At 34.9% G+C, this 13,462-nt stretch carries 15 protein-coding genes; 14 read left to right on the top strand and 1 reads right to left on the bottom strand.

Features of this window, described 5'->3' with window-relative positions:
* Positions 1-36: 36 nt before the first annotated feature.
* Positions 37-813, bottom strand: coding sequence for a hypothetical protein (locus tag ACZZZC_RS10705; RefSeq protein ID WP_463487163.1), 777 nt, complete (start codon positions 811-813; stop codon positions 37-39).
* A 382-nt stretch (positions 814-1,195) separates the two neighbouring features.
* Between ACZZZC_RS10705 and ACZZZC_RS10710 the strand changes: the two genes are divergently transcribed.
* The 14 genes from ACZZZC_RS10710 to ACZZZC_RS10775 all read left to right on the top strand — a co-directional run bounded on the left by ACZZZC_RS10710 (position 1,196) and on the right by ACZZZC_RS10775 (position 13,452).
* Positions 1,196-1,717 (top strand): hypothetical protein, encoded by a 522-nt coding sequence (locus tag ACZZZC_RS10710; protein ID WP_463487164.1) that lies wholly within the window; start codon positions 1,196-1,198, stop codon positions 1,715-1,717.
* 15 nt (positions 1,718-1,732) lie between these two features.
* Entirely contained in the window at positions 1,733-2,371 is a 639-nt protein-coding gene (locus tag ACZZZC_RS10715; RefSeq protein ID WP_463487165.1) for a hypothetical protein, read from the top strand.
* 157 nt (positions 2,372-2,528) lie between these two features.
* Positions 2,529-3,293 (top strand): energy transducer TonB, encoded by a 765-nt coding sequence (locus tag ACZZZC_RS10720; protein WP_463487166.1) that lies wholly within the window; start codon positions 2,529-2,531, stop codon positions 3,291-3,293.
* 16 nt (positions 3,294-3,309) lie between these two features.
* Complete coding sequence (locus tag ACZZZC_RS10725; protein WP_463487167.1) at positions 3,310-3,858, top strand: hypothetical protein; 549 nt, start codon at positions 3,310-3,312, stop codon at positions 3,856-3,858.
* Positions 3,859-3,897: 39 nt separating this feature from the next.
* Positions 3,898-4,221, top strand: a complete 324-nt coding sequence (locus ACZZZC_RS10730; protein WP_463487168.1) for a hypothetical protein — start codon at positions 3,898-3,900, stop codon at positions 4,219-4,221.
* Positions 4,211-4,969 (top strand): hypothetical protein, encoded by a 759-nt coding sequence (locus tag ACZZZC_RS10735; protein WP_463487169.1) that lies wholly within the window; start codon positions 4,211-4,213, stop codon positions 4,967-4,969. Before ACZZZC_RS10730 ends, ACZZZC_RS10735 begins: the two co-directional genes overlap by 11 nt.
* A gap of 99 nt (positions 4,970-5,068) precedes the next feature.
* Positions 5,069-5,701 carry a hypothetical protein gene (locus ACZZZC_RS10740; RefSeq protein ID WP_463487170.1) on the top strand — a complete coding sequence of 211 codons (633 nt, stop codon included), beginning with the start codon at positions 5,069-5,071 and terminating at the stop codon, positions 5,699-5,701.
* A 165-nt stretch (positions 5,702-5,866) separates the two neighbouring features.
* Entirely contained in the window at positions 5,867-7,003 is a 1,137-nt protein-coding gene (locus ACZZZC_RS10745; RefSeq protein WP_463487171.1) for a hypothetical protein, read from the top strand.
* A gap of 286 nt (positions 7,004-7,289) precedes the next feature.
* The gene (locus tag ACZZZC_RS10750) at positions 7,290-8,312 is read left to right on the top strand and encodes a hypothetical protein (RefSeq protein WP_463487172.1); all 1,023 of its coding nucleotides are present in this window, start codon (positions 7,290-7,292) and stop codon (positions 8,310-8,312) included.
* Positions 8,313-8,689: 377 nt separating this feature from the next.
* Positions 8,690-9,565, top strand: a complete 876-nt coding sequence (locus ACZZZC_RS10755) for a hypothetical protein (RefSeq protein WP_463487173.1) — start codon at positions 8,690-8,692, stop codon at positions 9,563-9,565.
* A gap of 114 nt (positions 9,566-9,679) precedes the next feature.
* Positions 9,680-10,009, top strand: a complete 330-nt coding sequence (locus ACZZZC_RS10760) for a hypothetical protein (RefSeq protein WP_463487174.1) — start codon at positions 9,680-9,682, stop codon at positions 10,007-10,009.
* Between the two features lie 72 nt (positions 10,010-10,081).
* The gene (locus tag ACZZZC_RS10765) at positions 10,082-10,672 is read left to right on the top strand and encodes a hypothetical protein (protein ID WP_463487175.1); all 591 of its coding nucleotides are present in this window, start codon (positions 10,082-10,084) and stop codon (positions 10,670-10,672) included.
* 5 nt (positions 10,673-10,677) lie between these two features.
* Positions 10,678-11,286 carry a hypothetical protein gene (locus tag ACZZZC_RS10770; RefSeq protein WP_463487176.1) on the top strand — a complete coding sequence of 203 codons (609 nt, stop codon included), beginning with the start codon at positions 10,678-10,680 and terminating at the stop codon, positions 11,284-11,286.
* A 381-nt stretch (positions 11,287-11,667) separates the two neighbouring features.
* Complete coding sequence (locus tag ACZZZC_RS10775) at positions 11,668-13,452, top strand: hypothetical protein (protein ID WP_463487177.1); 1,785 nt, start codon at positions 11,668-11,670, stop codon at positions 13,450-13,452.
* Positions 13,453-13,462: the final 10 nt, after the last annotated feature.

The following is a 13,462-nucleotide window of genomic DNA, read 5'->3' on the forward strand; positions in this document are numbered from 1 at the left end:
TCACCACCGTATTTTCGATGCCCAGATCTTTCCGCCTTATTTATCAAAGTTGATATAAAGCTGTTCGGTAGTTACGGCCCCGTCTTTATAATATTCGTAAAACCAATTTCCTTTTTTCTTGAAAACAATGCCCGTTGTATTAATTGTATTGGCAATAAAAACATCTGTTAAAGAAGTTTTTAATAGGGTAAATATTTTTTTTGATGTGGCATCTAATAAATCGAAGCCAAGCGCATTGGCTTGAGGAATTAGCGTGGCCGCCGACGGTTTGTTTTCTTTGGCTGTAGCTGGCGAGGCTTCCTCTTTTACTGCCTTTACAGGTTCCGTTATTACCGCTGCTTTTACAGGTTCGGTTTGAGGTGCTGTGGCAATGGGTTTTGCCTCAGTTATTGGCGCTTTGCTAAAATCAGGGAGCGATGCAAAAGCTGCATTCAGCGCTTCATTGTAAGAAGCCTGGTAATCTTTTTCTCTGCTTTTTCCTTGCTTACTTTTTAATACTAAAGCGCCTTTACAATCTTTTAGTAAAAGGGTGAGGTTGGTAGAGAACATGCTGTTATTCTCTTCAATATCAACAGTTAAAGCCTTGCATTTATCGCTGGCAATTTCAGTTGGTAATTCTAAATTATCGTAATAAACGGTGAAACCTCGTTCTTCGAACAAGCTTTTCGTAAGTGCATTTAAATTGTATTGATTAACCTTTTTTAAGAAGCTAAACCTTTCAGGCACAATGATATATTTATAATTGTTCATGATGGTTTGTGCCTGCAAGGATAATGTGCTGGCTAAAAAAATGATTAGCAGAAATCTTTTCATGTGTTATAATACTTTAAGACTGTTCTCAATTTATGCAAAGCAAATTAGAAAATCAAATTTGAGGCATGAAGATTAATTATAACGGGTCATTTGTAAGCATTAATGTTCAACAATGGATTTTAAAAAACAATCAAATGACTACGAATTGTAATCGAAACCCAGCGAATTATAATTGGCGCTAGTTAAAACAGCACATTATATATATGTTTAACATGATAAACGTTTGGGCTCCGTAGCAATTAAATCTTTAAGGTCATTGCTACACGGTAGCACCGCTAGCATAACGCATAACGAATTTATCCGCAAGCAATTCAGCTAAAGCAACAAGTGAAAAGCTGAAAAATAATTGTTGAAATCATTTTATAAATAAAAATCAAGAACGATGTCAAACGTTACATTCTTTTTAACCAATAAGGAGCGATTAAAATTCTTGCTGAAATGCATCTTAATCGGTATGCCAATTCTACTCTTATCGGCCTGGGCGATAAATTCTTTTGAGGATAACGAAGCAGAGAAAGGGGAGGCCAATGATAAAGGTGGTATGAATTATTATTACCGCGAAGGTTCGGGGGCCGATAAATATCCCGAACCGGTGGCCAAACTATTACAAATGTATCCAGGTAGCCAGGCTACTTATATTAATGTATCAACCGATAAGAACAATGAATTGGAAGGAGATATCTATTCTTTTACATCTGATGATATCAGTAAAGTTTATTCCTTTTACAAGCAGGGTGCAACAGTTATTGATGATACTCCAGAACGGGTGGAACTGGAAAAAAACGGTCAAAATTTTGTGATTACCAAAGAGAAAGTTTTAGAAGACGACCCCATAAAAGGAGAAACAAAATTCGGTATTACTTTCTATAATAAGGCAACGGTAAATAAATATAAAACCAACTAATTGTAGGCAAGCAATATGACACGATTGATAGCTTTTTTGGTAATAATTTTTATTGCTGTTGGTTGCAATAATAAACCTAAAACACAAGATGCCGAACAGTTAAAAGCGGATACACTAAAATCAATTACGGCACAGGTTGATGAACCAAAACAAATGGTAGATACAACTACTACGGCTACGCCAATAACTGATAACGAAACAGTTGAAGTTGAGCCAAACTATTGGGATGCTATAAATTTTGAAAAATATGCTGTAGAGGAAGAGAAAAACTTTACAAAAGCACCCTTAAATTGGGCAGATTACCCAGAAGCAAAAGATTTTAAAACCAGAATTACCGAAGCGTACGAGCGAGATGAAGTTGATTTCGCAGGACATTATATTTTAGCAACTTTTGGTTGTGGTACCAGTTGTGTTATGGGTTTTATGATGGATGTTCGGGATGGGAAAATTTACGATTTGCCTTTGGGCGAAGAAAATTCATGCCTTTTTGCCGAAGATCGTGTAGTTTGCAAATCTACCAGCCGGCTATTTGTTGCTGGTATTTGTAAGGAGAAAATGGATGACGAGGCTGTTTATTATAAATCGTATTTATGGGATGAAGAAGAAAAGGAATTTAAAACCATCGACGCTAAAGAGTTTTTAAAGGAGCAATAAGCAAATTGTATGGTTTGGCTAAAAGCGCAAAGCTGTAGTTTATAAACCTGACAGGAGCGAGCACGAAACCCGCTTTTTAGGGTGAGTAAAGCGGATGCCAGGACTACACAAAGCTATAAAAAACTGAACTTTCATTTTCAAATTAAAAATCATAAACATGCACATCAAATTAAAAATAGCCCTCATCCTAAGTTTCGTTCTCGTTTTTAATATTTCGTTTGGACAAACGAAAAAGCTGGTTAAAGGTTTTAAGCTTGGTACGGTAAGTTATCAGTTGTTTGAACAGAAAGTGGCGGCGAAGCATCAAAAAGACACTACATTTTACCAGCTTTTTAGGGTGGGTAAATTAAAGCCAATAGCTAAAGAAATCAAGACGGTTTATGATAAAGGCAGTGGTGATACCATCGCATCAGCAAGCTATAAAATCAATCCAAATTCTATTGTTTTTTATCAATCTGCATCAAATGCATTTTATCATAGAATTTATACCCAGCAAAAAAGTGGGTCACTAACCTTCAAAAATAATTTTATAAAAACCATTAGTGAAGAGCGATTCTTGCCTGCCGCCTTACCCGCATCTGATTCCGGCCGTATTCGTGTTGCTTCTAATGAGTCGGGCAATGTTGATTTTCCTGCAGAATTTCCTGGCGGGATAAACGCCTTAAGGGCTTATATTGCTAACAATTTGCAGTATCCCGACGAAGCAAGAGAAGAGGAAATTGAGGGAAAGGTATTTGCCTCATTTGTTGTGGCTAAAGATGGGGTAGTTACCAATATTCAAATCGATAGAAAATTAGGTCATGGTTGTGATGAAGAAGTGATTAGGGTTTTGAAGAGAATGCCAAAATGGACACCTGCCAAGTTAGATGGCAAACCTGTAAATTATCGCTTCAGGATACCAGTAACATTCGCTTTGCAGTAACATCAACCCGAATACTATGGTTAAGAAGATTCTTAAAGTTATGCTTATTCTCGTCGCGATTGTGATAGCAATCTGTCTGTTATTGTTCGGGATAATCTGGGCTTCGATGGAATGGAATAGATATACCAAAGCAAAGGAAAAAATTCGTTATCAAAAAGAGGTTTGCGATACCATTACGACTGTAAATGAAACGGTTCAGTTGAAGATCTTCGGCTTTAAAGAAAAGGAATTAAAAAAGGTTCATTTTTATTTACAGCAGGGAAAGTTTTTAAAAAAAGATACCATAATGAAAGTAGATTTTAATCCGAAATATGCTGCACAAGATGTACTACTTCCTTTTAAATATTTTAACAAAAACGATCGGGTGATCGTAAAAGTAAGTGATCGATATTTTGTCTTATCTGGCATTAGGCACTATGCATCCTACAATTACGGAATGTTTGGTCCGGTTGGCAGCTGCGATTGTGAGATGGGGAATTTCGAATTCATCAATGGCAAAAAGGATAATTCTGCTATGCTGACAAAGGAACAAGGTTTCCTGAATGATCCGCTTTTAACAAAATAATAAAAGAAAAGGTTGAAATAGGTGTGGATAAACAATAAATTGAAAGTAGGCATTTGTTTTTTAATAGCTACCTGGTTATTTACGGGCATAAAATGTGATGATGAGTTTTATGAATACAGCTTGTTTTTAAAGTATCGGCCAACTTTTCAATATTATTTCGAATCGCCTTTGGGTATGCAAGATATGCCTGAAAACTACCCTAAAGAATTAGCAGTAAAAGAAGCCATCTACGATGAATTTATAAATGCAAAGCATTGGAGCGACAATAAATTTCTAAAGATAAGTACGTGTGGGATCTTAATATTAGGCTCATTATATTTTCTAAGCACAGGACTGATTAAACAATTTACATATGATAAATAAAGCAATAACGATGACCGGAGTTTTGGCTTTGGCTTTGTGTTCAATTTGCGCTTGCCGAAACGAAAAAAAACAGCAAACTATTGATACCGTTTCGGTCGTTAAGACTAAGGTTGACACGGTAAGCGTAAATACTAAACCTGATACTAAGCTAGAATATCCGGATCCCGATTTTCCTACAAGTGGGAATAAAATCGAAGAGTTAATTCCGCAATATTTCGATATCGATATGGAAGCAAGTGGCGATTTAAATCATGATGGATTGGAAGATAAGGTTCTTGTCTTAATCAATACGAGAGATACCACCGCTCTCCGCCCAACTTTGGTGGTGTTAAAAGTAGGTGACGCTTACAGTGTTGATGCTAAATCTTTTGCGGTGATAGAGCCAAAGTATCGGGAAGATGGTTATCAGAATTACGATTTTGAAGACGTAACCATTGATAAAAACGGAGATCTTCTTTTCTCCCAGCAAGCCACTGGACCTAACGGAACTTTAAATAGCACGTTTAAGTACATCAATAATGAGCTAGTTTTAACCGAGATTAGCAGCTTTGCCATGGGTGCTGGCGGGCAAACAGCACTCAAATTAGATTTGCTGAAGGGTATTTTTGAGCAAACGGATATCAATACCATGAAAGTGGATATGCCCAGCAAAACAACCACACAAAAATATAAGCTGGGTAAAGTTTTGTTTGCCGACAGCGATCCAAGGGAAATTATAATAAAAGCTTTTCAGGATAATGGGAAGTAGTTTTTTAATGCATAGCTTAATAATTGGTCAGATTATTCTTGAAAAATTTAGAATTTATGATCCATCAATGATTCGATCAGTTTTAAAAAGAGGAAGCAAATGAATACAGAACAACATGCTTTTTTAGCACATTATATGAGGAAGAACCAATTTGTTAAAAAGCTCATATTAATTTGCTGCTTGGCAATTTGCATAATTATTCCATTGGTTTTTTTTATTTATAGCGTTAACGAAACCAATGGCTTCGGAAAAGATTTGTTGGGTGCTGAAAGATATAACGACCGCATGAAAGATAGCTACTTATATGCTGCAGTAATGTTCATTGCTCTTTTGGTTGTGATTTTTCCATTTGCAGTTTTGCTACATCAGTTTTTTAATCGATATCTGATCATTTTAAACTCACTTGAGGCTAAAGATGTAGATAGGCTTAAAGCACTTACGGCTAAGGTTGGTATGATGGAAAAATATAATCCCTCTTGTATTTTCAAAAAAAATACAGTTACTTTTTTCACGCTCTTTAAAGCACACACAGTTTCTTTTTTTGATATCAACCGCATAAATATCACCCGAGCAAGTTATAAAGGAATTAGTTATATAATTTCCATCGAAACCGTATCTGGAACGCTCAACTACAGGTTTGGCGATTTAATGTTAACCAGAAGTTTGATTGATGAGGCTTGTTTGGCAAATCCAAGAATAGCCACCAATTCCTACAACAGTTGGAATTTTTAGCGGCGTAACCGTGGTTATTGGTATAAATAAACGATCATTCAAACCCAGCGACTTGCAAATTCATTTATAACGTTTAATTTAATAAAAGCACTTTCAGTATCAATAAAAAATATTGTAAAATCAGTCGTTGCAAATTCAAATATCACAGAGAAAGAACCATACACAATGAAAAATTATCTATTGATTTTAATCTTTTTAACTGCAACACCAGGATTCGCACAAATCGAAAATAATATGAAAAAAAATACTTCTGGCATGTACGGACAAGGGAGTCAAGGAGGCATTTACGTTTACGATGATGGTACTTTTGCGCTATTCGGTTATGCCACGCTCGTAATGGGAAAATATACGCTAACTGATAACCATATCAACTTCATTCCCGATATTCCAAAACAAGCATTCACCGTTTTGGGTAGAAAAAATCCAAATATCAAAAAGGGTGTAAAGTTTACTTTTACCCGAGCGTTTTTAGATGATGGCCCAACTTACCTCAAACTCGATAATGATAGTTTGATAAATACTTTTGAGGAAAATTACGATGGTGGAGCCTCAGATTATGTAAGCAACTTACCTTACCATCCGAAGACGATAAGCTTAGCACAAAACACGGTAAACCACTTATACAGATACAACACCAATAGCTTCAAGCTGGATAGTGCTTACAACGATTTTCTGTTTTTTTACCACCGAACGATTAGCGAGCAAAGGCCTTTTTCGGCAACCATTAAAACCGAAAAGGGTAAAACTGTACTTGAATCTCATTGGGGTGAATTTAGAAAATATGAATCGGGTAAGGATACAGAGTTCGAAACGTTTTTAAATAATTATAAAAGGCAAGCCATTAAAGATAAAGATGTTAAAGTGTTTTACTTTAACGATCAACTAAAAACAGCTAAAGGTTTCAATCACCTCTCAGAAGAATTTTCCATCTTCGATATTAATAATTATGTTTTAGATGAGGCTTCGAATAAATTTATCCGTAAGGATATTTATAAAAAAGGAATAGATTACAGCAATGCTTTGGTTAGCGATTATCATGACGAAAGTTACATCTTGAAATATGACAATATCGATGTAGATGAACAAACATTAACCGATTTTGGTGAAGTAAAAGTAGGTACGCAAGCACTTTTTAAAATTGCTGATCAGAACAAACAAACAGATGAAAATGGATTGGAAGAAAACGTTTCAGCGCCTAAACTGATGCAAACTACGGAAGTTCAAGGACAGCAACCCACAATAGTAGCGCCTGCAAAAGTTGAAAAGCCAAAGTTGAAAAAGAAAAAGCCATCGAATAAATAGACAAGAAGCCATGAAACTTGAGAATGATACTATTTCAACCTTATCCAAATCATAAAACAGAATGGCGAATTGGCATTTTGACTTGTTATGAATAGCTTGGTGATTTATGGCTGATCAATTTCGTTAGGGAAAGGTTAATAATTAATTTGAGAAATAAATGAATCTGGGCTAAATAGCTTTACATTCATCAAGCTTATAAAAAATGGATGTGGAATAATGGGAATTACAAATAGATGTTTGCTGAGGAGATACCCTTTTGTACACAAATTAACAAACCTAAAACAGGATGCAAATTAAAGAAGTAGGATTAAAAATTGGCTGTCTGTTTATCTTAGGCATTGGTTTTGTGTTGTTTTTAGGTTTAACTTTCAGTCGCATTCTCATTCCGTTATTCCCGGTTGTTATCGGCGTTTTTATATGGTATGTTACCAAAACGCAGCGCAAATTAATTAAAACAGCACCAACACCCATTTATCAAATTACCGAAGGTTGGGTTAAAATACAGGGCACGGTGAGTGCGGCCAAAGCTTTCGTAACCCCATATTTTAAACAAGAATGTATCGCTTACACTTATGAAGAAGGAAATATAAGTCACGACAGTGAAAGTGGCTCGGAGCATGTAAAAAATACATCGACAAGAAAAGAATTTCAGGATTTCTATTTAGTAAACCCGACGGGGAAGATCAAAATAATTTTAAAGGATTTAAATTTAAAGCTCTTAGAGGCCAAATCGGATACTAAACATAGCATTAAATATGCTGTTGATGATATTCGCTATACGGAGAGATCCCTAAAAAACGGCGATTTAATTAGTGTTTTAGGTTATGCTGTAAAGAACAGTAACTATGCTTACGAACTTACAGCGCAAGCCAATCAACCCTTAGTGATAGCCACGCCCGATTTTGAAGATAAAACCATTAAATCCTTCCGGGTTTTTAAATATCTGATGCCTTATTTGGTTCTGATGTATCTGTCTGTAAATTATTTTTTGTTTTTAGCACCCGCGAGACCACATGAAGAACAAAATACAGCATTTGCACTTTTGAGCTTTTTTGGTATCCCTATTTTAGGCGTTTTGTTTGGCGTTATTGGCGCCAAACTTTCAGGTTTTGGTAAAGATTTTTTCTCTTGCCTTGGTGGCATTTGCTTCTTTGTTGCATTATTAAGCTTCCCCTTGCTTTGCCTTTTATACATGGTCAAAACTAACCAATCTACCATCATTCGAGTTTGGGCAAGTATTTTTATCTGTACCAGCTTGGCGATGATATTAAATTATAGAAAGTTGGAAGGTGCTTTCGATAAAGATTAATCAATCTAGTTACCTTTCATTTTTTGCTAGTTAGACTTAGCATCTTTAACCAGAATTAGTTTCAATCTGCGTTACCTGCGTAATTAATCAAGATAGACTCTACAATTACGAGTCCCTCATCTAGCCCGGCTAGACAAGCATCTCAAGAAAACCTTTCTCAAAAGCTGCCGAAACCAATTATATTCTTCCTTCCAAAATCGCAAAAAGTGGTTCTTCATCTACGAATTATAATTCATCCCCAGCGAATTATAATTGGTTCACTTTAATGTTATTCGCTAGCGCTATAATTGCAGATCAAACAATTAAACAGAAAATTTCATCTAAGAAAAAATTCAAGGGTTTTTCGGATTGCTTATTATCAATTAAAATATAACTAAATGAAAATATACATCAGCATTTTACTGCTATTGGCAATGGTGGGCAAAGTTAGCGCACAAGATACCGTAAAACTTGCCGAAAAGGATTTCTATAAAATGTCTACCACTGCTTTTGGTAACGCAATTGTGTATAGTCAAAACAATGTACAACTTAAAAAAGCAGGTAACTACAAAGCGAGCACTATGGATGGCGATTTTAGCTTTACGCTGAATAAAAACTTTTATGTTGATGGGCCTTCTTCGAAAGTTTATAAAAATGGAAACTCTTATAAAGAAACTTATAAAAATGGCATCTTAACTTCGTCTATCGGGATTAATTCTTATCGTACAGAAAGCAAAAAGGTTGATGTAAAAAAGGAGAAAAACGATTACCTGATTACCATAACCCAAACTTTTAGACGAGAGAAACGAAACGACAGTACCATTATGGTATACCTAAATGAAGAACCTTTGCTTAAAGAAAAATTTAGTGATGGAAAATTGATTTTAAGGAATGATCGTAAACAGGAAACGGTAAACATTTATGATAGATATGGCAACCTGGAAGAAAAGCATTTCGGCGATGTTGAAGAAAAATACCTAAGCAATGGCGAGGTTTATTTTAAGAAAATGCTTCTTAAAAATAGAACAGAAGAATATCGGTCTGGTAAATTGAGCCGAACTTTTGATTTTATTAATAAGCCAAATAGTAATGATTTAGATAAAATAATTGTGACCGATTATGACAATGCTGGGAACAAAATAAAAGTTGAAGAAAGAATGCCTTGGGCTGAAGTGGCACCTGACTATATGATTTTTAATTTAAACAAAAATGAATTAGAAGGCTACAAGGCGATTGTTAATGAGGGAACTGTTAAGACTAAAGCTCAAAGATAAAGTTCAAAACCCATCAAGTTTTCGATTCAAAAAAGTACCGTATTGATTATTAAAATTAAGATAAACTCAGTTGGAAAATTGACAATAGAATATAATGATGTTTATTGATAAGCGATGAAGCAAGCAAATAAATGGAAATGGTTTTGGCGTATTAACTATGCCATCAGTTTTTATATATTTTTAAGTTTGGTTTGCACTGGTTTACAGTTAGGAGGTTTAGATACTAACTGGTTAAATGCCGTTTATAAAATTTTAAATCCAATTTGGATGCACTATTTTGGGCTTTACATTTTAACTTTCCAGCTGATTTTATCAGTCTTGCTTACCATTATCTTTAAAAGAGAACGAATCGATTTCTTCAACTATTTGTACATGAGTTTATTAGTCTTTACCGGGATATCACTCATTGGATTGAACATGATTCTTGGCGGTGTAGTAGGTTGATAAATGTTCAAATTAGCTGATTTTTAGTAAAGGGCTCAAAAAAAATACAGTTTTAAAGATTAAAATCGAAAAATGAACAGACTAATTGTAACGTGTTTTTTATTTCTTGCATCATCAGCTTCATATGCACAAGAAAAATTAGTCAAGGATCTAGATTTTGATGGCATTAAGGATACCGTTTATTTTGACACGGAGAAAAAGGTAATTATAGCGAAACTTTCGTCCACAAAATTTAAAGTTATATCAAGCAAGCCGATAAATATTGAATATTCATCAGATTATGGCATTCGCAACAATAGAAATGGCTTCGAGTTTTTTATCAATTATAGCCGCTACGGTAGTGTAAGCCAGTTTAAATTCGAAAAGAAGACCAATACAATTAGGCTTATCGGTATGCAGCATCGCGAAAGCGGTTTAACAGAATACGATGCCAACGGAGAGGCGAGTGTAAATTTGCTTCTTGGAAATTACATTGGCAACTGGGCATATAATGATGTAAAAAAAGAAAACTATCTGATCGAAATTCCAACAGTTAAGACGAAAATGCCTTTTAAGAAAATATATTTAACTGATTTCAGCGAGCGAATTTATGATAGCTTTTTGAGCAAATCTTCGGCCCTCTTTGTTAAGCATAAGGAAATTGCGATCAGTAAACAAAATTAGTTGTTATGAAAAAATACCTCATCATATTCGCGATTCTAATTTCTTACAATTCAGCTTTTTCACAGAAGAAATTGGTTAAAGACATCGATTTTGATGGCATTAGGGATACGGTTTATGTGGATGTGAAAACTTCAAAAATCGTTTGTCGATTATCCACTTTGAAATTCAAGAAAATTACAAGTAAAGGCAGCGAGACATCCACAGAAAATTCTATTATAGAACCTACAAAAAATGGTTTTGAGTACCGGGTCGATTTGATTCGTGCCGGTTATGCCAATCAATTTAGATACAATAAAAGCCTAAAAAGGGTACAGTTGATTGGCATGAGCCGATACGCTTTGGGTAATGCTGCTAATGATGGGAGCGGCGAAAGCAGTGTAAACCTGCTTACTGGAGATTACATTGGTGAGTGGAACTATTTTGACCCTTTAGCTAATAATGAACGTGGTGCATTAATTAAATTACCAGCCATTAAAACGAAAATGAGTTACAATAAAATTTTTCTGGAAGATTTTAGTGATGCCACATATGATAGTTATGCAGATAAGTGTAGCGAATTATTTGAATTTGCTAGGACAAAAAGAAAAAAGCTTAGAAACAATGGGAAATCCTAAACTTTACCTCATACTATCGATAGCGGCGGTAATTTTATCATGCCTTTCTTACTTTACGGAGCTTTCAGCTTTCAGTTTAACCTTATCCATTCTTATTTTGGTGCTAAGTAACAAAGAGTTAAAAATGCCGGTGGAGCGGTTTACGCCGCAAGACTTTCAAAATCTAAAAACGGCTAAACGGTTATCTATTATTGGAATAGTGATTTCGTCGCTAATCATTATCTATCTACTAATCATATTAGTTGTAATAACAATGGGTTTTTTTAGTTGGTGATAATACGTGTTTTTAATTTGATCAGGTGTTTTTAAACGAATTATAATTCATCTCCAGCGAATATCAATCGGAACGATTTATATGTTACTTTTTACTCATATTTAGGGATGAAGGTTCTAATTTTTACCGTATTCATGATTTTAAGTAAATTGGTTTTCGCTCAAAATACCATCACAGTTAGTGGCTTTTTTAAAGAAAATTATCGGGCAGTTAGGCTTAGTAATGAAGTAAATAGGTTACTCTTTATAAAAACCAAAGGCCATTTAAAACTTCCAGAATATGGTAACGGTTATTTTCTTAATCTCACCAAGGAAGATGCGGCTAGAGTCGGTTTCGATGATATTTTGGTCATTCCTTTAAGGTCAGAAATTTATCAAAGCGATAAAAATCTGGTGAAGCTAGATTTGGTGCAGTTAAGTGAAAATGAACCCTCGGTTTTTTATACCAAACAAAGTAAGGCTGATAGCAAAGCAACTTACGGGAATAAAATATTTGAAAATCCTTCGCTAAAAGATACTGTGGATTGGAATGAGATTACCCAATCTGATTTGCTATATACCAAACAATGGATTGATAATCTAGATAATGAGAAGCAGGTAACGCTAAAAAGTTATATCCTTTACGATACCGATAAGGGCAGCGGTTCATCGGTACAATTCTCGAAAATAATGATGAAAGAATTAGCGGAAGAACGCCTGCATCGTGTTAATAATTTATTTAATGGAGATAGAAGAGAATGGACTAAAAAACAATGGCAAGTCTGGTTTCAGAAAACCATTAACTATCAGGAACCAGCGCTTAAAGACTGCAACCCGAACCAACATAGTATCAGCCAAATTTATAAATATGATGATGGCAATACCATGATATTTGGTACAGATCATAGTAGTGGTAAAATTATTGGGGCACAAATGTTAACCTATAACGTAGATCAATATCAAGGTAGACAAATGGTGGTGATTGATAGTTCAAAGTATGCTAAATATGACTATTACACAGGGCAACAGAAGCAGGTTTCTAACATCAGAGCATTTGAAAGCGTAGATAAAAACTTATACTTTTTTGACTATTACGGGAATTGGAGCCTTTTTGAGTTCGATACCGCTGAAAATCAATATAAATTTAAAGCGAAAAAAGAAATCTCCATTCCAGAAAGTGCAGGCAGAAGAGCCGATAGTTACATCGAACAGCTACAAACTTGTAAGAAGTTAACTTATGCCATCACAAAAAATGACAAAACAAGAGAATTTTATGTCCTCGTTTTAAAAACACAAACCGGAGAAAACCTAATTACGAAGTCTTTGAAAGATATATTAGGCAATACTGCCATTGACTACCAGAAAAATTTTGAGCCGGTTAATCTGAAATATGGGTTAAAAAGTAGTAATGACTTTGTTTTCGGTATTAAGCAGGGCGATGAATATTATCTGGTAAAAACCGATGAAAAACTGGAAAATGTAAAGTGCATTAAAACAACGAAAGCCTTGCGCCATTCTACGTTGTTTGTTCATGATAAAACCATTGATGTATTGAAATCAGATAACAATAATCTGTTGAAGATATCCTTTGATAAAGCTTTAACAAAGCAATTAAGCGAGCAACATAAATTGATAGAAAATTGGTATTATGATGAAGATGGCTTAGTGGTTTATGATGGCTCGAACTATAAATTGTTTGCGCCATTTCAGCTCGAACAACATTCTGGTATCCAATTGCTAACCTTCAGCAGTGATTTGGAGATTACAAATAAGCAGTGTATTTATCAATTTCTTCCACTAGAAGAGCCTGAATATACCAACATGATCCATTTGCAATACGCAGCAAAAGTAAATAATGATTGGTGGTTACTGTTTCGGCAGGAGAGTAGTTTGAATTATGTAAAGGTCAATTGAGATTGTTTTG

It is taken from the genome of Pedobacter sp. AC212 (genome assembly GCF_979258625.1).